Annotated in this window: 22 protein-coding genes; 17 read left to right on the forward strand and 5 right to left on the reverse strand. The window is 72.1% G+C overall.

Going from position 1 to position 21,797, the window contains the following annotated elements:
- The first annotated feature begins 9 nt into the window (after nucleotides 1-9).
- Both KZI27_RS11045 and KZI27_RS11050 read left to right on the forward strand, forming a co-directional pair.
- Nucleotides 10-366, forward strand: a complete 357-nt coding sequence (locus KZI27_RS11045; RefSeq protein ID WP_222657689.1) for a PRC-barrel domain-containing protein — start codon at nucleotides 10-12, stop codon at nucleotides 364-366.
- 71 nt (nucleotides 367-437) lie between these two features.
- Nucleotides 438-1,445, forward strand: a complete 1,008-nt coding sequence (locus KZI27_RS11050) for an SGNH/GDSL hydrolase family protein (RefSeq protein ID WP_222657690.1) — start codon at nucleotides 438-440, stop codon at nucleotides 1,443-1,445.
- Here the strand turns inward: KZI27_RS11050 and KZI27_RS11055 are convergent.
- Nucleotides 1,393-1,908 (reverse strand): universal stress protein, encoded by a 516-nt coding sequence (locus KZI27_RS11055; RefSeq protein WP_222657691.1) that lies wholly within the window; start codon nucleotides 1,906-1,908, stop codon nucleotides 1,393-1,395. The two genes, KZI27_RS11050 and KZI27_RS11055, sit on opposite strands and share 53 nt — an antisense overlap.
- Before the next feature lie 170 nt (nucleotides 1,909-2,078).
- Here KZI27_RS11055 and KZI27_RS11060 point away from each other — a divergent pair, with 170 nt between their 5' ends.
- Nucleotides 2,079-2,546, forward strand: coding sequence for an NUDIX domain-containing protein (locus tag KZI27_RS11060; protein ID WP_315971194.1), 468 nt, complete (start codon nucleotides 2,079-2,081; stop codon nucleotides 2,544-2,546).
- A gap of 95 nt (nucleotides 2,547-2,641) precedes the next feature.
- Nucleotides 2,642-4,720 (forward strand): carboxypeptidase regulatory-like domain-containing protein, encoded by a 2,079-nt coding sequence (locus tag KZI27_RS11065; protein ID WP_222657692.1) that lies wholly within the window; start codon nucleotides 2,642-2,644, stop codon nucleotides 4,718-4,720.
- 390 nt (nucleotides 4,721-5,110) lie between these two features.
- Here the strand turns inward: KZI27_RS11065 and KZI27_RS11070 are convergent, their stop codons facing one another.
- Nucleotides 5,111-6,472, reverse strand: a complete 1,362-nt coding sequence (locus KZI27_RS11070) for an MFS transporter (protein ID WP_123312647.1) — start codon at nucleotides 6,470-6,472, stop codon at nucleotides 5,111-5,113.
- 229 nt (nucleotides 6,473-6,701) lie between these two features.
- Nucleotides 6,702-7,634 (reverse strand): hypothetical protein, encoded by a 933-nt coding sequence (locus KZI27_RS11075; protein ID WP_222657693.1) that lies wholly within the window; start codon nucleotides 7,632-7,634, stop codon nucleotides 6,702-6,704.
- Between the two features lie 95 nt (nucleotides 7,635-7,729).
- Between KZI27_RS11075 and KZI27_RS11080 the strand changes: the two genes are divergently transcribed.
- Nucleotides 7,730-7,945 carry a hypothetical protein gene (locus KZI27_RS11080; RefSeq protein WP_111084054.1) on the forward strand — a complete coding sequence of 72 codons (216 nt, stop codon included), beginning with the start codon at nucleotides 7,730-7,732 and terminating at the stop codon, nucleotides 7,943-7,945.
- Nucleotides 7,946-7,972: 27 nt separating this feature from the next.
- On the opposite strand, the gene KZI27_RS11085 is transcribed toward KZI27_RS11080, so the two are convergent.
- Entirely contained in the window at nucleotides 7,973-8,716 is a 744-nt protein-coding gene (locus tag KZI27_RS11085) for a YidC/Oxa1 family membrane protein insertase (protein ID WP_222657694.1), read from the reverse strand.
- A 63-nt stretch (nucleotides 8,717-8,779) separates the two neighbouring features.
- A complete protein-coding gene (locus KZI27_RS11090) occupies nucleotides 8,780-9,085 on the reverse strand; it encodes a DUF6412 domain-containing protein (protein ID WP_222657695.1) in 306 nt (101 codons plus the stop codon).
- Between the two features lie 66 nt (nucleotides 9,086-9,151).
- On the opposite strand from KZI27_RS11090, the gene ybaK reads away from it, so the two are divergent.
- The 12 genes from ybaK to ruvB all read left to right on the forward strand — a co-directional run bounded on the left by ybaK (nucleotide 9,152) and on the right by ruvB (nucleotide 21,735).
- A complete protein-coding gene (ybaK, locus tag KZI27_RS11095) occupies nucleotides 9,152-9,637 on the forward strand; it encodes a Cys-tRNA(Pro) deacylase (protein WP_123312643.1) in 486 nt (161 codons plus the stop codon).
- A gap of 95 nt (nucleotides 9,638-9,732) precedes the next feature.
- Nucleotides 9,733-12,396 carry an ATP-dependent Clp protease ATP-binding subunit gene (locus tag KZI27_RS11100; protein WP_222657696.1) on the forward strand — a complete coding sequence of 888 codons (2,664 nt, stop codon included), beginning with the start codon at nucleotides 9,733-9,735 and terminating at the stop codon, nucleotides 12,394-12,396.
- Between the two features lie 952 nt (nucleotides 12,397-13,348).
- Nucleotides 13,349-13,582 (forward strand): hypothetical protein, encoded by a 234-nt coding sequence (locus tag KZI27_RS11105; RefSeq protein WP_222657697.1) that lies wholly within the window; start codon nucleotides 13,349-13,351, stop codon nucleotides 13,580-13,582.
- 239 nt (nucleotides 13,583-13,821) lie between these two features.
- The gene (locus KZI27_RS11110; protein ID WP_222657698.1) at nucleotides 13,822-14,364 is read left to right on the forward strand and encodes an adenine phosphoribosyltransferase; all 543 of its coding nucleotides are present in this window, start codon (nucleotides 13,822-13,824) and stop codon (nucleotides 14,362-14,364) included.
- 55 nt (nucleotides 14,365-14,419) lie between these two features.
- Entirely contained in the window at nucleotides 14,420-16,441 is a 2,022-nt protein-coding gene (gene thrS / locus KZI27_RS11115) for a threonine--tRNA ligase (protein ID WP_222657699.1), read from the forward strand.
- On the forward strand, nucleotides 16,441-17,010 hold the full coding sequence (locus KZI27_RS11120; protein WP_123671781.1) for an HIT family protein: 570 nt from the start codon (nucleotides 16,441-16,443) through the stop codon (nucleotides 17,008-17,010). Before thrS ends, KZI27_RS11120 begins: the two co-directional genes overlap by 1 nt.
- Before the next feature lie 13 nt (nucleotides 17,011-17,023).
- Nucleotides 17,024-17,944 (forward strand): pyridoxal 5'-phosphate synthase lyase subunit PdxS, encoded by a 921-nt coding sequence (pdxS, locus tag KZI27_RS11125; RefSeq protein ID WP_111084046.1) that lies wholly within the window; start codon nucleotides 17,024-17,026, stop codon nucleotides 17,942-17,944.
- Complete coding sequence (pdxT, locus tag KZI27_RS11130) at nucleotides 17,934-18,545, forward strand: pyridoxal 5'-phosphate synthase glutaminase subunit PdxT (protein WP_123312637.1); 612 nt, start codon at nucleotides 17,934-17,936, stop codon at nucleotides 18,543-18,545. The genes pdxS and pdxT overlap by 11 nt, the downstream gene beginning before the upstream one ends.
- A gap of 118 nt (nucleotides 18,546-18,663) precedes the next feature.
- On the forward strand, nucleotides 18,664-19,431 hold the full coding sequence (locus KZI27_RS11135) for a YebC/PmpR family DNA-binding transcriptional regulator (protein ID WP_123312636.1): 768 nt from the start codon (nucleotides 18,664-18,666) through the stop codon (nucleotides 19,429-19,431).
- Between the two features lie 2 nt (nucleotides 19,432-19,433).
- Nucleotides 19,434-20,078 (forward strand): crossover junction endodeoxyribonuclease RuvC, encoded by a 645-nt coding sequence (ruvC, locus tag KZI27_RS11140; RefSeq protein WP_222657700.1) that lies wholly within the window; start codon nucleotides 19,434-19,436, stop codon nucleotides 20,076-20,078.
- Nucleotides 20,075-20,695, forward strand: a complete 621-nt coding sequence (gene ruvA, locus KZI27_RS11145; RefSeq protein WP_222657701.1) for a Holliday junction branch migration protein RuvA — start codon at nucleotides 20,075-20,077, stop codon at nucleotides 20,693-20,695. Before ruvC ends, ruvA begins: the two co-directional genes overlap by 4 nt.
- Entirely contained in the window at nucleotides 20,692-21,735 is a 1,044-nt protein-coding gene (gene ruvB / locus KZI27_RS11150; protein WP_222657702.1) for a Holliday junction branch migration DNA helicase RuvB, read from the forward strand. The genes ruvA and ruvB overlap by 4 nt, the downstream gene beginning before the upstream one ends.
- The last annotated feature ends 62 nt before the right edge of the window (nucleotides 21,736-21,797 follow it).

Here is a 21,797-nt window from a genome sequence, read left to right on the forward strand (position 1 = left end):
GAGACCTTCGTGTTCGAAGCCGCCAACATCCGTGACTGGATCGGCCTGCCGGTCGTCGACGAGGCCGAGGACAAGGTCGGGACGCTCGAGAGCATCTACTACGACACCGCCACGTCCGAACCGACGTTCGGTGCGCTCACGACCGGGCTCGTCGGCTTCCACAAGCTCGTGTTCGTCCCGCTCGTCGGGGCGACCGTCGCGCCGAAGCACCTGCGCGTGACGTTCCCGAAGAAGCTCGTGAAGGACGCGCCGTCCATCGCGACCGACGGCGAGCTCGACGCCGCGACCGAGCCCGAGCTCTACCAGCACTACGGCATCGAGTACCGCACGGGCAGCGGCGGCGAGCGCCGCCTCGGACGCCGCTGAGGCCGCACCTGCTCCGCATCGTCCGCCGACCACTGCGCGCCGCCCTGGCGGTGGTCGGCGCCGTCTGTCTCGTGGCGGCGGGCCTCGGCGGGTCCGTCGGTGTGCCGTCCGCGTCGGCGGCGCCGATGTGGCCGGTGCCGGCGCCGTACTCCGTCACCGGCGACCCCGCCGAGTGGCTCGACGCGATCCCACCGGGCAGCGAGTACGTCGCGCTCGGCGACTCCTACTCGGCCGGGTACGGCCTGCGGGACCGCACCGGACTGCCCACCACCGCCTGCGTGCAGTCGGCGCGCGACTACCCGCACCGGCTCGCGGCGCAGTTCGGGCTCGCCCTGACCGACGTCACCTGCGCCGGCGCCACGAGCGACGACGTCACCACGGGCCACCAGTTCAACGGGGTCCCACCCCAGATCGAGGCGTTGTCCGACCGCACCCGGCTGGTGACCCTGACGATCGGCGGCAACGACGCCGACCTGTTCGGCACGGCCGCGTCCTGCCTGGCGATCTCCGCGAACGGCCCGGTGTTCTCGGGCCGCGACGCCCCCTCGTGCGAGAGCACCCTGGTGCGGGACGGCGTCGACCAGCTCGCCGTGAAGATCCAGTCGCGGGTGGCGCTCGGCATCGCGGACACCCTGGGCGCGGTGCAGCGGGCCGCCCCGAACGCCGTCGTCGTGTTCCTCGGGTACCCGGCGATCTTCCCCGACGCGGAGGACACCCCCGCGAAGGGCTGCTTCCGATCCGCGCTCGACCTCGGCACCCTGGCGGGCTCGTTCCCCTCGGACACCTACCCGTTCACGGACACCGACGTCGAGTACCTGCACGGCGTCCAGGACGAGCTCAACGAGGTCTCCCGTTCGGCTGCCGACGCTGCCGGGGTGCGGTTCGTCGACGTCTTCGCGAGCACCCAGGACCACTCACCGTGCGCGGCGTCGAAGCGCTACGTCGCCGGGGTCACCCTGACCGGCTCCGGTGACCTGCGGAAGATAGACCTGAAGGCGGGCGCCCTGCACCCGAACGAGCGCGGCGTCACCTACCTGACCGCGCGGATGGCCGCCGCGATCCGTGCCCTCGCCGGCTGAGCGCACCATCGGCCGCGTCCACCGACGCGGCCCGCTCGTCGATCGGGTCCTCGACCGCCAGCACGACGTCGCCGTCGATCGGGTGCGGACCCTCCGGCACGACCACGGTCGGGACGGCCGCACGCTCGGCGACCCGCGCCGGGTCCCCGCCGGCCGTCGACCCGCGCCGGTGGCGGAAGCTCCCGATCACGAGCAGGTCGCCGCCGTCCGACTCCTCGACGAGCGCGGCCGCGAACGGGTCGGCGTGCCGGTGCACCTCGACCGCCACACCGGGCAGCGCGGTCCGCGCGGCCTCGGCGAGCTGGTCGGCGACCGCGGTCCGGCCCTCCAGCGCGTGGTCGGCGCCGATGATCCTGAGCCGCTCGATGCCCGTGCCGACCCGCGCGGCGATCCACCGCAGGGCCTCGTCGTGGGGCATCGCCGCGTCGGCGGCCAACGTCACCGTCGTCCATCGCTCGTCCATCCCGATCGGCCTCCTTCATCGCAGGTCCTCCGGGGGCGTCACCTGGCGCTCCGTGCGCCACACGGTACTCCGGTCGGGAGCCGTGGAACCGGCCGTGCGCGCTGGTGACCGGCGTGACGGACGCGGGCCGGGCCTCCCGTCCGACGCCGCGTAGTGTCGCAGGCGTGGTGGTGAGCGCCGGACTGTTGCTGCACCGGACCGGTCCGACCGGGCCGGAGGTGTTCGTCGCGCACATGGGCGGGCCGTTCTGGCGGAACCGACCGCGAGCCTGGTCGATCCCGAAGGGGCTCGTCGAACCAGGGGAGGACCCACTCGCGACGGCGCTGCGCGAGTTCGGCGAGGAGATCGGCGTCCCCGCACCGGTGACCGCCGACGCGGTCGCGGACCTGGGCGAGTTCCGGCAGGCGTCCGGCAAGCGCGTGCGGGTGTTCTCGGCCTCGGCGCCGGGGTTCGACGTCGCCGCGGTGCGGAGCAACACCGTCCGGCTCGAGCTGCCGCGAGGCTCGGGGCGGTTCGTCGACGTGCCGGAGGTGGACGACGGGCGGTGGGTGCCGGTCGACGAGGCACGGGAACTGCTCGTCGCGGGCCAGGTCGCTGCACTGGACGCGCTGCTCGTGCTGCTCGACCGACGAGCCTGAATCACGATGTGGTGTCGGTGTGGGCCGGGTCCTCGCCGTCTGGATAGCCTGCGCGGACGTCGGGGCACGCCGACGTCATCACCAGGGGAGTACACATGCGGCGCTGGCGCGCGGTCACGGCGGGGCTCACCGCCCTCGCACTCGGAGCAGGACTCGCGATCGGCGGTGCGACGAGCGCCTCGGCGGAGCCCGCGGGCAACTGGGGCACGTTCACGCTGAGCGGCGCGTCGAAGGCGTACACCGGCACGATGACGTTGCCCGGGTTCCCCGCCACGACGTTCACCTCGAACTCGCGGCAGTCGACCGTCATCAGCGGGGCGTCCACGTGGCAGTCGGCAGGGACGCCGTCGGGTGCGGTCTACGGCTCGAGTCGGGCGCAGACGTACATGAACCAGCGGCCGTTCGCCGACTCGCCCACCACGGCCGGCGCGTCGACCACCACCTACACCTTCGACGGCGCGACGCCCGGCGCACAGAGCTGGTCGTTCGTCCTGGGCGACATCGACGCCGACCAGGCCACGATCTCGGCGACGGTGGCCGGTGGTGGCGCGGCGACCGCCGAGCAGCTCGGCTACGAGGGGTCCTACAACTCGTGCTCGGCGGCACCGGCGCCGGGCGGCTGGTCCTGCACGCCCGACCCCGACGGCACGACCGGCCAGGACGAGCCGACCTGGGACGAAGCGACCCGCACCCTGACCGGCAACGCCGCCGCGTCGGACACCGCGGGTGCCTCCGCCTGGTTCACCCCGACCGTCTCGCTGACCAGCCTGACGATCACGTACCAGCAGCGCAGCGGGTTCCCCGTCTACCAGACCTGGTTCGCCAACCGCACGGCGGCGATCAACGGCACCGCGACGCTCGACGGCACGCCGATCCCCGGTGCGACCGTCACCGTGACCGCGCCGCGCGGCACCGTGTACACGACGACCACCGACGCCGACGGCAACTACGTGTTCCCGCAGTTGCCGGTGATCGCGAACTACCGCGTCGAGGTCACGCCGCCGGCGGGCGCTGATGGTCCGGAGCAGCCGCAGCGGGTGTCGCTCGCCGTCGCCGGCACCCCAGGCGGCGTCGACGGGGTCGCCGACTTCGCGTTCACGTCGCCGCCGGAGACCGTCGCGGTCATCGGGACGGTGAACGACGAGGAGGACCACCCCGCGGCCAACGTGCCCGTCGTCATCGACGTCCCCGGGGGCGACCCGATCGAGACCACGACGAACAGCGACGGTGTGTACACCGCATCCGACCTGCCCGCGGACACCGCGGTGGAGGTCTCGGTGGCCGGCGAACCACCCGTGCCGATCACCACCGGTGACGCCGGTGCCGCACCGGCCGAACCCGAGGCGATCGTCGCCCCGCCCGCCGTGATCGCCACCGTGACCGGTGTCGTGTCGCTCGACGGGACACCCGTCCCGGCCGGCGTCGTCGTGGAACTCCTCGACGAGAACGGTGCCGTCGTCGGCTCGGACACCACCGACGCCGACGGCCGCTACGTCTTCGCCACGGTGACCGGCACCTACACGGTCCGCACGGTGGTCCCCGCCGCGGGTGCGACCGGCGACACCGCGAACACCGGCATCGGGGCGCTGACCGGCACCAGCGTGACGTCGGACCTGCCGTTCACGTCGGCCGCCGAGTCCGAGGTCGTCACGACCGACCAGCCCGGCACCGTGGTCGACACGAACGGTGACCCGATCGCCGACGTCGAGGTCGTCGCCACCCCGACCGAGGACGACGCCGGCGACCCCGTCACCGTCTCGACCGACGAGGACGGCGCGTTCGACCTGACCGGCCTCCAGCCGACGACCGAGTACGTGATCACGGTCGACGTCGACGGCGCCACCCCGGCGACCGTCGTCACGCCCGAGGACGGTGCCGCGACGCCGCTCGCCTTCGTGGTCGACGCCGCGGTCACCCCGGCACCGTCGCCGTCGCCCAGTGCTCCGACGCCGAGCACTTCGCCGACGGCGGTCCCGACCGTGCCCGCTGCCGGTGGTTCGGGCAACGCGCCGGCCGCTGGTTCGGGTGACGTCGGCGACGGTGGGCCGCTGGCCTACACCGGTGCGGACCTGAAGCCCGGGCTCATCGCGGCCGGGGTGCTCGTGCTGCTCGGTGCGGCGCTCCTGACCTACCGCGCGGTGCGCAACCGTCGCCGGAGCCACCTGCAGGACTGATCTGCGAAGGACGAAGGGCGGGTCCGGCGCGCTGCCGGGCCCGCCCTTCGTCGTCGGTGCGCGCCCCGAGGTTCCGAAATCTGCCCATCTCGGCGTCCCGAACGGCAGTTCGTGGAACCTCAACGCAACGCGAACGGCAGTTCGTGGAACCTCAACGCCGCGCGCACGGCATGTCGCCGCGGCCCCTCGCCACACGCCGACACCCTCCGCAGCGACGACGCCACGCCCGGGCTTCGCCGCCGAGGTTCCACGACATGCCGCCGCCCCACCGCCGAGGTTCCACGGATCGCTGCCAGGACCGTCGAGATGCCGAGATTTCGGAACCTCGGCGCCGCACGGGCACGCACCCCACGCACGCGCCCGACGACGACGCGCTCGCGCCCGCCCGGGCTACTGCGTGCGGTGCGTGCGGTGCGACCCCGTGACCGTCGCCACCGAGCCCGTCAGGGTCTGGATCGCCCGGCCGACGACGGGCACCGACGTGGTGACCACCGCGAGCGAGGACGTGATCGCCTCGATCGACGACGTCGACAGGTGCTCCTGCCCGACCGAGTGCACCGGGAAGCCCCGACGCGCCAGGACGACGACCCCGAGCGAGCCGAGCAGCACGGCGCCCCCGGCGAACGGCAGGTACTGCAGCCCGACGATCCCGAGCGCCTGCCCGCCGATGGCCGCGCCTCCGGCGATGCCGATGTTCGACGCACCGTTGATGAGCGCGCCGGCGATGTCGGGGGAGACGCCCCCGGAGCGGATCGCCGCCGCCATGAAGAGCGTGCCGGTCGTGCCGTTGGCGGCCATCCACACGCCGGCGACGACCATCGTGCCGACCAGGGAGCCGTGCACGAACGGCATCGCGGCGAACGCGGCGGCCATCACGGCGACGGCGGCGATGAGGGTCTGCCGGGGAGCCCGGTCGACGAACATGCCCGCGAGCCAGAGGCCGATCACCCCGGTGCCGCCGAGGACGAGCAGCGCACCACTCACCATCGAGGCGTCGAGTCCGGCGTCGATCGCGTACGGCCCGACGTAGGTGTAGACGACGTAGTGCCCGGCGAACAGGAGCAGGTCGGCGATCACGACGGACAGCAGGCCGGTGCGCGCCCAGGCCTTCGGGGACCCGATGTGCGGCGACGACGCACCGCTGACGGCGGGCAGGAACAGCAGTGCCACGGCGGCGAGCACGGCGGCGGCGACACCGATCGAGAACACGGCGGGACGCCAGCCGATGTGCTGCGCGACCCAGGTGGCGACGGGAACGCCGAGCACGAAGCCGAGCGAGCTGCCCGAGTACACGAACGCGATCGCCCGACCGGCCAGGCGCGGTGGCACGATCCGGGTGGCGTACGCCGAGGCGACCGAGAAGAACAACGCGTGCGCGACGCCGCCGACCACGCGACCCGCGCAGACGACGGCGAACGACGGTGCGAACGCGATCATCAGGTTCGAGACCGTGTAGCCGACGAGCGTCGACACGAGCACGGCCTTGCGGGGGAGTTTCGCGGTGAAGGCGGTGAGCGGTAGCGCCAGGAGCGCCACGGCCCCCGCGTACACGGTGACGACGATGCCCATGGTGGCCTCGGAGACGCCGAGGTCGGCGCTCATCGTGCCGAGCAACCCGACGGGCATGAGCTCGGTGGTGATGGCGAAGAACGTCGCCAGCCCGAGCACGGCGATGCCGACGATCGACTGGGTGGTGACGGTGATCGGCCGCGTGTTCGTCGACACGGCCGAGGTGGTGGTGTTGGTGGACACGCTGCTGACCTCCTCCGGGGCACGGGCGAGCGCGCAACGGTGCCGTTCGGGGGAACGACGGTGACCGGGGGGTCTGCGGGGCGCGCTCGCTGTGGATGTGGGTGATGTGGGTACGACTCCACGGCGAGTGCGCTCATCCAGTGTTGCACGATGGACCGCAGCCCGCGAGGGGGTCGGACGAGATTCTCGGAGCGCTCCAATACTCGGACCGCCGAGAAGCGGCGCCCGCTCAGTTCTCGTTCGTCACCCGCCCCTGCACCCCGCCGCCGCGCAGCGCGATCGTCAGCGTCCCGCTCATCGACTGCGCCGACATCGACACCGAGCCGTGCAGCGCCGCCTCGCGCGGGAAGCACGCCGTCGACGACTCGATCCGGTTCGCCGTCGCGACGAGGCAGATCGTCGACCGGTCGGTGCCGATCCCGGCCCACACGGCCCACGGCGTGTCGAACGAGCTGCCGTCGAGCGCCCGGTTCGTGAACACGAGCCGCGTGGAGTGCAGGCTCACCGGCGCCTCCACCGGCCCCGGCAGCTGGTCGGCGTAGGTCTGCGGGACGTCGAGCAGCTGCTCGAGCGTGACCGTGCCCGCCGTGGGCGTGACGCTCGGTGCCGCCGCCACGTCGCCACGCACGGGCCCGACGACGGTGCCGGCAGCGAACGCGACCCCGATGGCCGCCGCCGCGCCGAGCGCGACCCAGACGCGCGGCCGTCCCGTCCAGAGCAGCGTGCGCCACCCGGACCGTCGGGTCGGTTCGACCGGGAGGCCCGGCTCAGCCCCGCCGTCACCACTCGCGTCGTCGACACGCTCGGGTTCCCGGGCTTCGGTCGCCGCCCACGGTCCGGCCGACGTCCGCAGGGACGGCTCCGGCTCGGCAGCAGCCGTCGGGCGCTCCGGGGCCGACCGCTCCGGCGAGGGCACGGGCGGTGGAGCCGACCGTTCGGGGGACGCGACCTGCGCGCTGGCGGGGGCCGTGCCTCCCGACCGCTCGCCCGACCCCGAGGCGGCGGCGACACCCGCGACCGCCCGCCGACCACCGGACCGCCGCCCGCTCGCCAGGTCCTGCAGCGCGATCCGGGCGCGCGCCGCGTCGGCGGGGCTCGATCCCGCTCCCCAGGCGACGGCCTCGAGCCGTGCCCGTTCCGCTGCCACGTCGTCGTGGGCCATGCGCACTCCCGATCTGCCGGTCGCGTGGACTCCCTTCATCGTGGCACTGCGCGGACGGCGGCGCGCACCCAGAACGAGGGGAGTAGGCGTGACCCATGAGCACCGAACCCGAACCGCGGCACGACGCCGACCCGGAGACCCTCGAGCCGCTGAGCCACGACACCCAGTCGGGCGAGGCCGACTACGTCGCGACGAGTCCCGGCGGGACCGGCACGGAGCGCCACGTGCCGACCGCCGACGAGGAACAAGGTCGCGGCACCGAGTACGACCCGGTCGACCAGGGGCCGCAGCAGGAGGGCCAGGGCGGCTGACGCCGGGCCCGACGCCGCGCGCCCGCGCTACCGGATCACCCGGCGCAACACCGCGCGCTCGCCCGCCGTCCACGCGGCGCTCGTCACGACGTACAGCGCGGCGGCGAGCGGCGCGATCGCGGCGAACCCGACCGTGATGAACGGTGCGAACCGCCCGATCGCCGCGGTGGCGGTGGCACCGGGCACCTGCGCGCCGGGCTCCGGCGTGGGTAGCGGGTTCCAACGCAGGTTCGCCCGACGGCTGAGCTCCACCACGACGGCGAGCACGACGAGCAACAGCACCACGACCCAGGCGTGCACCCAGAGCGGCGACGTCAGCGTGACGACGAGCGAGTGCCCGAGCGGAATGCCGACCAGGGTGGCCTCGAGCAGGGCGTTGGCCGTGCCGCCGATCGACGCGTGCGTGAACAGGGCGTAGACGAAGGACAGCACCGGAGCCTGCGCGAGGACGGGCAGGCAGCCGGCGAGGGGTGAGACCTTCTCGTTCGTGTAGAGCTGCTGGACGGCCCGCTGCAGCTGCTCGGCGTTCTTCCCGTGGCGCTTCCGCAGCGCGGCGAGCTGCGGCGCGAGCCGACGCCGGTCGCGCTCCGCTCGCACCTGCAGGACGGACAACGGGACGAGCACGGCTCGGACGGCGAGGGTGAGCAGGACGACGGCGATCGCCGCGGCGAACGAGCCGGCGACGGGGGAGAGCGCCGCGGTCAGGGCGGCGACGAGGTCCGCGCCGCCGTGCAGCAGCGGGCCGACGAGGGGCAGGGTGGACAGGTCCATGACGGTTCCGATCGGTGGTGGTGCAGAGCAGGGGTCGCGACGGGCCCGGCCACCGATGGGTGGTCAGGCCGGGGCGACGACTCCCGGAGCACGCGATCGGACGTGCCCGTCGGCATCGGGGTGGCTCCACGCGATGCGCGTCACCAGGTCGGGGACCGCGTCGCGCTCGACGACCGTCGTGCCGAGTCCGAGCACCGCGGCGAGCACCGTGGCGAGCACCTGTGCGACGAGCACCGCCACGGCGACGGCCGTCAGACCGAGCGCGGCGACCGCCAGGAGCGGCAGGACACCGCCCGCGGGGTCGCCGACTGCCGGCGCACCGAGCACGAGCGCGGCGGCGGCGCGGAGGACCAGCAGGGCGACGGTCATGGTCGGTTCAGCGTAACGCCCGCGTGCCGCCACGGACAGGACGGGAGCACGGGAGAGGATCGGCGCATGACCGCAGGTTCGCCGAGCACCCCAGCGACCGTCGCGCTCGACCGAGCCGGGGTGTCGTACACGCCGCACGTGTACGACCACCACGAGAGCGCCACGAACTTCGGCGAGGAGGCCGCCGCCGCCCTGGGACTCCGCGAGGAGCAGGTCTTCAAGACCCTGGTGGTGTCGGTCGACGGCGCACTGGCGGTGGCGATCGTGCCGGTGGCGAACCGGCTCGACCTCAAGGCCATCGCCGCGGCCGTCGGCGGGAAGAAGGCGACGCTGGCCGACCCGGCCCTCGCCGAGAAGCGCACCGGGTACGTCGTCGGCGGGATCAGCCCGGTCGGCCAGAAGTCCCGGATCCGGACCGTCCTCGACGAGTCGGCGCTGGCGTACGACAGCATCTTCGTCTCCGGAGGTCGCCGCGGGTTCGACATCGAGGTCGCACCGGCCGACCTCGCGCGGGTCACCGACGCGGTCTCCGCTGCGATCGCGCGGACCTGAGTCGGGTCGCCGCAAGTTTCTCGCCGGACCGGGAATGACCCTGGTCCTCCTGCGTTGCATTGAGTCGAAGGCACTCAAGTTCCCAGGAGGTCCCTTTGCCAGAGACGTTCGGCCCGACCAGCGGCAGTGACTCGTTCGACGAGTTCCTCGCCCGACTCCTCGCGGCGCAGAACACCGGCGACCCGCAGCGCGTCCGTGCGTTCGGCCGACCGGTGGACATCACGCGGCTCCTCAGCCGCCGTACCCACGAGCTGCTCCAGCACACCGCCGAGTACGCGGTGTCGCAGGGACAGCGCGAGGTCGACGCACTGCACCTGCTGCACGTGCTCGTCCGCACCGAACCGTTCGACGCCGTCGTCCGTTCCGCCGGGGTCGACCCCGAGCGCCTCGCCGCCGAGATCGAGCAGCGCCTGCCGATGGCGCGCGAACCGCAGGCCGAGCAGACCGGCCGCCCGGCCCTCACCGGCACGGCGCAGCGCATCCTCGTCGAGGCCACCCAGGCCGCGCGGGGCTTCGGCAGCACCTACACCGATCCCGAGCACGTCTTCTTCGCGCTCGTGACCGACCAGGAGACCGTCACCGGGCAGCTGCTCGCCAGCGCCGGTGTCACCCCGCAGGCCATGCAGGACTACGCCCAGCAGGCCGCGGCAGCAGCACGAGAGGGGCGCCCCATGCCCGGAACCGACACAGCACCCGGCACGACCGAGACCGACAGCGACACCCCGACCCTCGACCAGTTCGGCACCGACCTCACCGCGCGGGCCCGTGACGGCCGCATCGACCCGGTGATCGGTCGTGCCGACGAGATCGAACAGGCGGTCGAGATCCTGCTCCGCCGCACCAAGAACAACCCCGTCCTGATCGGCGAGCCCGGCGTCGGCAAGACCGCCATCGTCGAGGGACTCGCGCAGCGCATCGTCGACGGCGACGTCCCGTCCCTGCTGCAGGGCAAGCGGGTCGTCGCACTCGACCTGCCCGGCATGCTCGCCGGCACCCGGTACCGCGGCGACTTCGAGGAGCGCCTGACGAAGGCCATGGACGAGATCGCGGCGCACGCCGACGAGCTCATCGTCTTCGTCGACGAGCTCCACACCGTCGTCGGCGCCGGCGGAGGCGGTGAGGGCGGCTCGATGGACGCCGGCAACATCCTCAAGCCCCGGCTCGCCCGCGGCGACCTGCACCTGGTCGGCGCGACCACCCTGAACGAGTACCGCCGGATCGAGAAGGACGCCGCACTCGAGCGTCGCTTCCAGCCGGTCACGGTCGGGGAGCCGAGTGTCGAGGACGCCGTCGCGATCCTGACCGGGCTCGCGCCCCGGTACGAGGAGCACCACGGCGTCGTCTACACGCCGGAGTCGCTCCGCGCCGCCGTCGAGCTCTCGCACCGCTACGTCACGGACCGGCACCTGCCGGACAAGGCCATCGACCTCATCGACCAGGCCGGCGCACGTCGCCGGCTCGCCCGCTCGGGTGACGTCGACGTCGAGGCCCTGCGCGACCAGGTCGCCGAGCTGCTCGCCGAGAAGGACCGCGCGGTCGCCGAGGAACGGTACGAAGAGGCGTCGCGCCTGCGCGACGAGACGGTCGGACTGGAGGCCCGGATCGCCGCCGCCACGTCGGCGGACGCTGGGCGCGCTCCCCACCGGCACGGCCGCGACGCCGCTGACGCGTCGCCGCGGGACCGGCGGCGTGGGCCCACCCGTCCGGAATCCGTGGGCACCTCGATCACGGAACGCGACATCGCGGGCGTGGTGTCGCGTGCCACCGGCATCCCGGCGACGCGTCTGACCCAGGGCGACCGTTCACGGCTCGCCGTGCTCGAGCAGGAGCTGCACGAGCGCGTCGTCGGCCAGGACGACGCCGTCGCGGCGATCGCGAAGGCCGTCCGGCGCAGCCGCACCGGCATGGGCGACCAGCGCCGACCGGTCGGCAGCTTCCTGTTCCTCGGCCCGACCGGCGTCGGCAAGACCGAGCTGGCGAAGGCCCTCGCGTCGTCGCTGTTCGGTGACGAGTCCGCCATGCTCCGCTTCGACATGAGCGAGTTCGGCGAACGCCACACGGTCTCGCGCCTGGTCGGTGCGCCTCCCGGGTACGTCGGGTACGACGAGGCCGGGCAGCTCACCGAGCGTGTGCGCCGCAACCCGTACTCGGTCATCCTGCTCGACGAGGTCGAGAAGGCCCACCCCGACGTGTTCAACCTGCTGCTGCAGGTGCTGGACGACGGTCGACTGACCGACGGCCAGGGGCGCACGGTGGACTTCCGCAACACCGTCGTCATCATGACGTCGAACATCGGCTCGGAGTTCCTGGCCTCGCGGTCGGGCGCCCTCGGGTTCGCGCCGGTGGGCACGACCGACGGCTACGGCGAGGACGACCTCCGTGCCCGCGTGATGGGCAAGCTGCGCGAGGCGATGCGGCCGGAGTTCATCAACCGCATCGACGAGATCGTGCTCTTCCGCAAGCTCGACCGGTCGCAGATCGCGTCGATCGTGTCGCTGCTGCTGCAGGACACGGCGCTGCGGCTCGTCGCGCAGGACATGGTGCTCTCCGTGTCGGACGCCGCGGTCGACTGGCTCGCCGAGCACGGGTACGAACCCGAGTACGGCGCCCGTCCGCTCCGTCGGCTCATCCAGCGCGAGGTCGACGACCGCATCGCGACGCTCGTGGTCGACGGTGGCGCGACCGCCGGGGACACCGTGCGGATCGACGTCGTGGACGACGTGCTGACGGCGGCCGTGGTGGAACCCGCGACGCTGTAGCAGCCGTCGGACGACGAGGGCCCGGTACCGGTTCGGTACCGGGCCTTCGTCGCGCCCGGGTGCGGGTGCGGTGCGGGTGCGGTGCGGGTGCGGCGCCCTGCGCACGGTGCGTGCTCCACCACCCGGTGCGAGGTTGACCGCACCGGGCGCGCTTGCTGCCCCGCACCGAGCACGCAGACTGCCACCGGTCCGCCAACGTCGCACCGTGCAGCCTGGAGGCCCGGTGCCGGTCGCGCACATCTCCGCACGCCCGTCGTCGGCGCACGGTGCACGCCCCGCCACCCGGTACGGGATCGACCGCTCGGTGACCGACAAGACCTCGGCACCCAGCGCGCACAGCGGCGCGAGACCACGAACCTCGCACCGTGCGGAACCTGTTCGGGAATGCAATTCCGGAGAAATCGAGAAAAGGGGTTGCGCTGCGAATTGCGGTGCCGATAGTGTTCACTCGTCGCGAACCGCTGCATGGCAGCCGGGGGACGACTCCGACAGCTCGAGACCGAAAGGGGGCCGACCATGATGATCACCGCAACCATTCCGTTCCGTGGAATCCGCGGACGCGTCGGCACCCCGTTCCGCGTCCGCTGACCCGGAGCGTTCCACTTTCCTCCGACATCTGTGTCGTTCGAAGTGCTCGTCACGTGACGAGTTCGTCGCCTGACACCTCGCGCTGAGCCGATCAGGCTCGCGGCGAACCGGCTCCGACGATCGCCGATCGGTCCCGATCCGCGTGTTCCGTGCACGCGGTCGGACCGTCTCGATCGTCGCCGGAGAACGTCGGCGGTCGGTGTGGCGCTCTCGGTACCGGAAGGCATTCCGCAACTCGTCGTCGGACATTCCTCCGACCACCGCGGAATGCATTCTCACGCATTCATTACCCCCGCCCGCGTGCCGGGCAATCCACTCCTGCCCGCGTGCCGGGCAATTCCGTCATGCCCTGAAAGGGATCACCGTGTCATCGAAGACCGCCACCCGTCCTCCCGATACCCGCGCGCCGCGCCGCCGGGTCTCCTTCACCGACCGCGTCGCGCTGCGCATCGGCATGTCGCTCATCATCTGGAGTCGCCGCACCCGCCGGGTCCGTCTGGTGATCGACCACGGAACACGCCTGCAGCTCGACCGCGAGCGGCAGCAGCGCGAGAACGACCTGCTCCTGCAGGCCGCACTCATGCGCGCCTGGCGCTGAGCCGGATCGGACACCCGACCGTCGCACCGTGCGACCGTCGCCGTCCCGTGCCCGCTTGGTGGCTCGGTGCGGGGGGACAGCCCCGCACCGAGCCACCGTCGGCGCACCGGCCGACGCAACCCGCACCGTGCGCCGTACCGACGACACCGTGCGCCGCACCGACGACCCGGCACGGCGCGACCGACCTCGCACCGTGCGGGGCGTCCGGACGCACCCCGGGCCTCCCGTACCGTTGGTGGGTGACCGAAACCGCAGCTGCACTCGTCGAACGCCTGACCGCCGTCGTCCCGGACTTCCCGAAGCCGGGGGTGCTGTTCCGTGACGTGACGCCGGTGTTCTCGGACGCCGTGGCGTTCGGCCGCGTGTGCGAGGCACTCGCCGCGCCGTTCGCGGTCGGCGCCGGGTTCGACGCCGTCGCCGGCATCGAGGCCCGTGGCTTCGCCCTCGCCGGTGGCATCGCCGCCCGGCACCAGGTCGGCGTGCTCACCGTGCGCAAGGCCGGCAAGCTGCCCGGCGAGGTCCTCAGCGAGCAGTACGCGCTCGAGTACGGCGAGGCCGAGCTCGAGCTGCGCCCGGGCCAGCTGCCCGCGGGCACCCGGGTCCTCGTCGTCGACGACGTCCTGGCCACCGGCGGTACCGGAGCAGCGACCATCACGCTGCTCGAACGCGCCGGGTACCAGGCCGTCGGGTTCGCCGCGCTGCTCGAGCTCGACGGGCTGGACGGACGCGAGCGGCTCGAGCCCCGACTGCCCGTCACCACGCTCGGCGCCGTGCCCGCCTAACCGCCGCGCGCGCACTAGTCTTGACGCACCATTTCGATCGAGGAGTCCCATCATCGTGACCGAGTCAGTCGCACCCGCGCCCGCAGAGCTTCCCCAGGCACCCGAGCCCCGGACCGCGACGACCACCACGACGGGCACCGAGCTCTTCGACGGTGAGCGCGGCGTCGTCGCGATCCGTGTCGACGGTGTCCTGAAGGACCTCGCTGCCGACGTCCAGGCCGGCGAGACCGCCGAGGCCGTCACCCTGCAGGAGCAGGACGGGCTCGACATCCTCCGTCACTCGGCTGCACACGTGCTGGCGCAGGCCGTCCAGCAGATCAACCCCGACGCCAAGCTCGGCATCGGTCCGCCCGTCACCGACGGCTTCTACTACGACTTCGACGTCGCCGAGCCCTTCACCCCCGAGGACCTCAAGGCGATCGAGAAGGGCATGGACCGCATCGTCAAGCAGGCCCAGCGCTTCCGCCGCGTGGTCGTCACCGACGAGCAGGCGCGCGAACTGATGGCGGGGGAGCCGTACAAGCAGGAGCTCATCGGGCTGAAGGGCGCGGCGACGGACGGCGACTCCGGCGAGAACGTCGAGGTCGGCGCCGGCGAGCTCACCGTGTACGAGAACGTCGACCCGAAGTCGGGCGAGGTCGTCTGGCAGGACCTCTGCCGCGGTCCGCACGTGCCGCACACCCGGTGGATCGGCAACGCCGCGAAGCTCATGCGCGTCGCCGCCGCGTACTGGCGCGGCTCGGAGAAGAACCCGCAGCTGCAGCGCATCTACGGCACCGCCTGGCCCGACAAGGACCAGCTCAAGGCGTACCTCGTCCGCCTCGAGGAAGCCGCGAAGCGCGACCACCGCAAGCTCGGTGCCGAGCTCGACCTCTTCTCGTTCCCCGACGAGATCGGTTCCGGCCTGGCGATCTTCCACCCCAAGGGCGGCATCATCCGCCGCGAGATGGAGGACTACTCGCGTCGCCGGCACGAGGAGAACGGCTACTCGTTCGTCTACACGCCGCACATCACCAAGGGCGACCTGTTCGAGACCTCCGGGCACCTCGGCTGGTACAAGGACGGCATGTTCCCGGCCATGCACATGGACGAGGCCAAGGACGAGGACGGCAACGTCACGCGGCAGGGTGCCGACTACTACCTCAAGCCGATGAACTGCCCGATGCACATCCTGGCGTACCGGTCGCAGCCGCGCTCCTACCGCGACCTGCCGCTGCGCATGTTCGAGTTCGGCACGGTCTACCGCAACGAGAAGTCCGGCGTCATCCACGGCCTCACCCGCGTGCGCGGCATGACCCAGGACGACGCCCACATCTTCACCACGCAGGAGAAGATGAAGGAGGAGCTGACCACGACCCTCGAGTTCGTGCTCTCGCTGCTGCGCGACTACGGTCTCGACGACTTCTACCTCGAGCTCTCGACGAAGGACCCGGAGAAGTACGTCGGCGACGACGAGGTCTGGGACGTCGCCACGAACACCCTGCGCGAGGTCGCCGAGGAATCCGGCCTGGAACTCGTGCCCGACCCCGCCGGTGCCGCCTTCTACGGCCCGAAGATCTCGGTGCAGGCGCGTGACGCCATCGGCCGCACGTGGCAGATGTCGACCGTCCAGCTCGACTTCAACCTGCCCGAGCGCTTCGGCATCGACTACACCGCGGCAGACGGGTCCCGTCAGCGCCCGGTGATGATCCACCGCGCACTGTTCGGCTCGATCGAGCGGTTCTTCGGGGTGCTGACCGAGCACTACGCGGGCGCGTTCCCGGCCTGGCTGTCCCCGGTGCAGGTCGTCGGCATCCCCGTCGCGGCCGAGTACGGCGACTACCTCGACGAGGTCGTCGCGAAGCTCCGGTCGCACGGCGTCCGTGCCGAGGTCGACCACTCGGACGACCGCATGCAGAAGAAGATCCGCACGCACACCAAGGCGAAGGTGCCGTTCCAGCTCATCGCGGGCGGCGACGACCGCGACGCCGGGGCGGTGTCGTTCCGCTTCCGCGACGGACGGCAGGACAACGCCGTGCCCGTGGACGAGGCGGTCGACCGCATCCTGACGGCGATCCGCGAGCGCGCGCAGGTCTGATGACGGACGAGCAGGACCCGCTGGTCATCCGGGACGCCGCCACCGGAGCGGCCGTCCCGGATGCCTTCCAGCGCCTGTGGAACCCGCACCGGATGGCGTACATCGACGCCGGGCGCGAGGGCACGGGTCGCGGGCACGCCGACGACTGCCCGTTCTGCGAGGCACCGCGGAAGTCCGACGAGGACGCTCTCATCGTCGCGCGGGGCGAGCACGCCTACGTGCTGCTCAACCTGTTCCCCTACAACAACGGACACCTGCTCGTCTGCCCGTACCGCCACGTGCCGCTCTACGACGAGGCCACACCGGACGAGCTCCGCGAGATGGGCGAACTCACCCAGACCGCGATGCGGGTCCTGCGTGCCGTGTCGCACTGCGACGGCTTCAACATCGGGATGAACCAGGGCGAGGTCGCTGGGGCCGGTATCGCCGCGCACCTGCACCAGCACATCGTGCCGCGGTGGCAGTCCGACGCGAACTTCTTCCCGATCATCGCGCGGACGAAGTCGATGTCCCAGATGCTCGGGGACACCCGCCGACTGGTCGCCGAGGGCTGGCCTGCAGCGGACTAGACTGATCGGCATCATGAGCGACAGCACCAGCACCTCCGGCACCCCTGGCACCTCGATCACCGGCTCCGACCGCGTCAAGCGCGGCCTCGCCGAGATGCTCAAGGGCGGCGTCATCATGGACGTCGTCGACGCCGAGCAGGCCCGCATCGCGGAAGAAGCCGGCGCGACCGCGGTCATGGCCCTCGAGCGCGTCCCCGCCGACATCCGCGCACAGGGCGGCGTCGCCCGCATGTCCGACCCGTCGATGATCGAGGAGATCATCGCCGCCGTGTCGATCCCCGTCATGGCGAAGGCCCGCATCGGCCACTTCGTCGAGGCGCAGGTGCTGCAGGAGCTCGGCGTCGACTACATCGACGAGTCCGAGGTGCTCTCGCCCGCCGACTACGTCAACCACATCGACAAGTGGAACTTCACCACGCCGTTCGTCTGCGGTGCCACCGAGCTGGGCGAGGCGCTCCGTCGCATCACCGAGGGCGCCGCGATGATCCGTTCCAAGGGCGAGGCCGGCACGGGTGACGTGTCCGAGGCCACGAAGCACATCCGCACGATCAACAAGGAGATCGCGGCACTGCGCCACCTCAAGGAGGACGAGCTCTACGTCGCCGCCAAGGAACTGCAGGCGCCGTTCGAGATCGTGCGCGAGGTCGCCCGCACCGGCAAGCTCCCCGTCGTGCTCTTCACCGCAGGTGGCGTCGCCACCCCGGCCGACGCCGCGATGATGATGCAGCTCGGCGCGGACGGCGTGTTCGTCGGCTCCGGCATCTTCAAGTCCGGCGACCCGGCGAAGCGTGCCGCGGCGATCGTCAAGGCCGTGACGTTCCACGACGACCCCAAGGTCATCGCCGAGGTCTCACGTGGCCTGGGCGAGGCGATGGTCGGCATCAACGTCGCCGACGTCCCCGCACCGCACCGCCTCGCCGAGCGTGGCTGGTAGCACGACGGGCGGCGCTCGGCCCCGCATCGGGGTCCTGGCACTGCAGGGTGACTTCCGCGAACACATCGCCTCGTTGACGGAGCTCGGCGCCGACGTCGTGCCGCTCCGTCGACCGGAGGAGATCGCGGCCCTCGACGGCGTCGTGATCCCCGGCGGTGAATCGAGCGTGATGGACAAGCTGTCCCGGGCGTTCGGCGTCGCCGAGCCCCTCGCCGAGGCGATCCGTGGGGGCCTGCCGACGTACGGGACCTGTGCCGGCATGATCATGCTGTCGTCACGGATCACCGACGGCATCAGCGGGCAGCAGACCCTCGACGTGCTCGACACCACGGTGCGACGGAACGCGTTCGGCAGCCAGAACGACTCGTTCGAGGTCGACGTCCCGATGCCCGAGCTCGGCGACGCGCCGGTGCACGCGGTCTTCATCCGTGCCCCCGTCGTCGAGCAGCACGGACCCGGCGTCCAGGTCCTCGGTGCGTTGGCGGACGGGCAGGTCGTCGCGGTGCAGCAGGGCAACGTGCTCGCGAGTGCGTTCCACCCCGAGGTCGCCGGCGAGGACCGCTTCCACCGCCGCTTCCTCGCCATGGTGCGCAGCGCCTGACGCGAGCCGCGCGCCCTGGGCCCGGCCGCCTGCGCGCCAGCACCGGCGGGGCGGGGAGGCACCGGGCCTCCCGGCTGGGTAAACTGACCCCGACTTTCCGCAAGACGCAAGGAGAACCGTGTCCGGGCATTCCAAGTGGGCGACGACCAAGCACAAGAAGGCCGTCATCGACGGCCGCCGTGCCAAGTCGTTCGCCAAGCTCATCAAGAACATCGAGGTCGCCGCGAAGATGGGTGGCGCCGACCTGTCGGGCAACCCGACGCTGGTCGACGCGATCCAGAAGGCCAAGAAGACCTCGGTCCCGAACGACAACATCGACCGTGCCGTCAAGCGCGGTGCCGGCCTGACCGGTGAGTCGATCGAGTACACGACGATCATGTACGAGGGCTACGCCCCGAACGGCGTCGCGATGCTGATCGAGTGCCTCACCGACAACAAGAACCGCGCGGCGGCCGAGGTCCGGACGGCGATGTCCCGCAACGGTGGCACGATGGCCGACCCGGGCAGCGTCGCCTACAACTTCTCGCGCAAGGGCGTCATCTCGGTCACGAAGGTCGACGGCCTCGACGAGGACACCGTCATGACCGCCGTGCTCGACGCCGGTGTCGAGGACGTCATCGACCAGGGCGGCGGCTTCGAGATCATCACCGAGGCCAGCGACCTCGTCGCGGCCCGCACCGCGCTGCAGGACGCCGGCATCGACTACGACTCGGCCGACGCCGAGTTCGTGCCCGGCCTCAAGGTGCCGGTCGACGCCGAGACCGCCCGCAAGGTCTTCCGCCTGATCGACGCGCTCGAGGACAGCGACGACGTGCAGAACGTCTACGCGAACTTCGAGGTGCCGGCGGACGTCCAGGCCGAGCTCGACGAGGACGAGGGCGAGTAGCCGTGCTCCGTGTGCTCGGGGTGGACCCCGGGCTCACCCGGTGCGGCGTCGGCGTCGTCGAGGTCGCACCGAACCGGCGCGCACGGCTCGTCCACGTGACGGTCGTGCGCACCCCGGCGGACATGCCGCTCGAACAGCGGCTGCTCCGCATCGCCGACGGCATCGCCGCCGAGATCGACGAGCACCACCCGGACGCGGTCGCCGTGGAGCGCGTGTTCGCCCAGGCGAACGTCCGCACTGTGATGGGAACCGCCCAGGCGGCGGGTCTGGCCCTGCACGCCGCCGCGGCGCGCGGGCTGCCGGTCGGCCTGCACACGCCGTCCGAGGTCAAGGCGGCCGTCACCGGCTACGGCAACGCCGACAAGCGCCAGGTACAGACCATGATCGCGCGCGTCCTCGGTCTGGACGAGGCCCCGAAGCCGGCCGACGCCGCCGACGCGCTCGCGCTGGCCGTGTGCCATGCCTGGAGGCTCGGATCACCTGACGTCGCCGGCGAGCGTGCCACGAACCTCACCCCGGCACAGCGCGCCTGGCGCGATGCACAGGGCGGCAACGTCGACTCCCCGCTCGCCCGTGCGGCCGCTGCCGCGGCACGACCGCGTGGCTCGTCGGCCGCGTCGGTGGGCAGCCGTAGGCTCGGGGCATGATCGCGAGTCTCCGGGGTACCTGCATCGACATCGCCGGTTCCGCCGTGGTGATCGAGGCCGGGGGAGTCGGGTACGCCGTCACCGTGACCCCGGCCCACGCGCTGACGATGCGCCACGGGGCCGAGGTGTTCGTCCGCACGGCGATGATCGTGCGCGAGGACGAGCACCTGCTCTTCGGCTTCGAGTCGACCGACGCCCTCCAGGTCTTCGACCTGCTGCGCAGCGTCACGGGCGTCGGGCCGAAGTCCGCGATGGGCGTCCTCGCCCACATGGACCCGTCGCAGGTCGCCAACGCCGTCGCGAAGGACGACGACGGTGCCTTCCGCAAGGTCTCCGGCATCGGCCCGAAGACCGCGAAGCTCATCATCCTCGCGCTCACCGGCAAGCTCGCCGCGTTCGAGCAGGCCGCCGTCGTCACCGCCGGTCGGGGTACCGCCGCGCACCCGGCAGCCACCGACGTCGTCTCCGCACTGATCGGCCTCGGCTGGCGCGAGGACGCCGCCCAGACCGCCGTCGACGAGACCGTCGCGAACGAGCCCGGGGCCGCGGCCATGGGCACGCAGGCGCTGCTCCGCGCCGCGCTCGGTGCGCTCCGGCCCGCCGGTGCCGGTCGATGAGCGGCATCACGTCAGCCGGAGCCGAGTCGCAGGAGGAACTCGCCTTCGAGGGGGCCCTCCGTCCGCGGTCGCTCGACGAGTTCGTCGGGCAGCGGAAGGTGCGCGGGCAGCTCGACCTGCTGCTCAAGGCCGCCGGCATGCAGGACCGCACCCCGGACCACATCCTGATGGCGGGTCCTCCCGGCCTCGGCAAGACCACACTCGCGATGATCGTCGCGCACGAGACCGGTCGTCCCCTGCGGATGTCGAGCGGGCCCGCGATCCAGCACGCCGGCGACCTCGCGGCCGTGCTGTCCTCACTCGTGCCGGGCGAGGTCCTGTTCATCGACGAGATCCACCGGATGGCACGCTCGGCAGAGGAGATGCTCTACCTGGCGATGGAGGACTTCCGGATCGACGTCATGGTCGGCAAGGGCGCCGGCGCGACGAGCATCCCGCTCGACCTCGCACCGTTCACCCTGGTCGGCGCCACCACCCGCGCCGGCCTGCTGCCGAACCCGCTCCGTGACCGCTTCGGCTTCACGGCGCACCTCGAGTTCTACGAGAAGGACGAGCTCGAGCAGGTCCTGATCCGCGCCGCCCACCTGCTCGAACTCGACATCGACCGGTCCGCGCTGCGCGAGATCGCCGGGCGCTCCCGCGGCACCCCGCGCATCGCGAACCGGCTGCTCCGCCGGGTCCGTGACTACGCCCTCGTGCACCGCACCACCGACGGCATGGCTGCCGTCCAGGGCGCGCTCGACCTCTACGACGTCGACGAGCTCGGCCTCGACCGCCTCGACCGCGCCGTGGTCGAGATCATGCTGACCCGCTTCGACGGCGGACCGGTGGGACTGAACACCCTCGCGGTGTCGGTCGGCGAAGAGTCCGAGACCATCGAGTCGGTCGTCGAACCCTTCCTCGTCCGGGTCGGTCTGGTCACGCGCACCCCGCGCGGCCGCATCGCGACACCGGTCGCGTGGCGGCACCTCGGCCTCACCCCGGGGCAGGGCGTCGGACCGCTCCCGGGACTGTTCGACGACTCCGACACCACCGACTAGCGGCCGATCGGTCGGGTGACATGCCACGCACAGTGGCGTGCCCTAGACTGCTACGGCCCGAA

The sequence above is a fragment of the Curtobacterium sp. TC1 genome (genome assembly GCF_019844075.1).
In the GTDB taxonomy this organism is placed as follows: domain Bacteria; phylum Actinomycetota; class Actinomycetes; order Actinomycetales; family Microbacteriaceae; genus Curtobacterium.

What these genes read in the sequence shown, in the direction of transcription:
- KZI27_RS11055 (WP_222657691.1), bottom strand. Translation starts at nt 1,908, where the DNA reads ATGGACGAGCGATGGACGACGGTGACGTTGGCCGCCGACGCGGCGATG.
- KZI27_RS11065 (WP_222657692.1), top strand. Translation starts at nt 2,642, where the DNA reads ATGCGGCGCTGGCGCGCGGTCACGGCGGGGCTCACCGCCCTCGCACTC.
- KZI27_RS11075 (WP_222657693.1), bottom strand. Translation starts at nt 7,634, where the DNA reads ATGGCCCACGACGACGTGGCAGCGGAACGGGCACGGCTCGAGGCCGTC.
- KZI27_RS11080 (WP_111084054.1), top strand. Translation starts at nt 7,730, where the DNA reads ATGAGCACCGAACCCGAACCGCGGCACGACGCCGACCCGGAGACCCTC.
- KZI27_RS11085 (WP_222657694.1), bottom strand. Translation starts at nt 8,716, where the DNA reads ATGGACCTGTCCACCCTGCCCCTCGTCGGCCCGCTGCTGCACGGCGGC.
- KZI27_RS11090 (WP_222657695.1), bottom strand. Translation starts at nt 9,085, where the DNA reads ATGACCGTCGCCCTGCTGGTCCTCCGCGCCGCCGCCGCGCTCGTGCTC.
- ybaK (WP_123312643.1), top strand. Translation starts at nt 9,152, where the DNA reads ATGACCGCAGGTTCGCCGAGCACCCCAGCGACCGTCGCGCTCGACCGA.
- KZI27_RS11120 (WP_123671781.1), top strand. Translation starts at nt 16,441, where the DNA reads ATGACGGACGAGCAGGACCCGCTGGTCATCCGGGACGCCGCCACCGGA.
- pdxS (WP_111084046.1), top strand. Translation starts at nt 17,024, where the DNA reads ATGAGCGACAGCACCAGCACCTCCGGCACCCCTGGCACCTCGATCACC.
- ruvA (WP_222657701.1), top strand. Translation starts at nt 20,075, where the DNA reads ATGATCGCGAGTCTCCGGGGTACCTGCATCGACATCGCCGGTTCCGCC.
- ruvB (WP_222657702.1), top strand. Translation starts at nt 20,692, where the DNA reads ATGAGCGGCATCACGTCAGCCGGAGCCGAGTCGCAGGAGGAACTCGCC.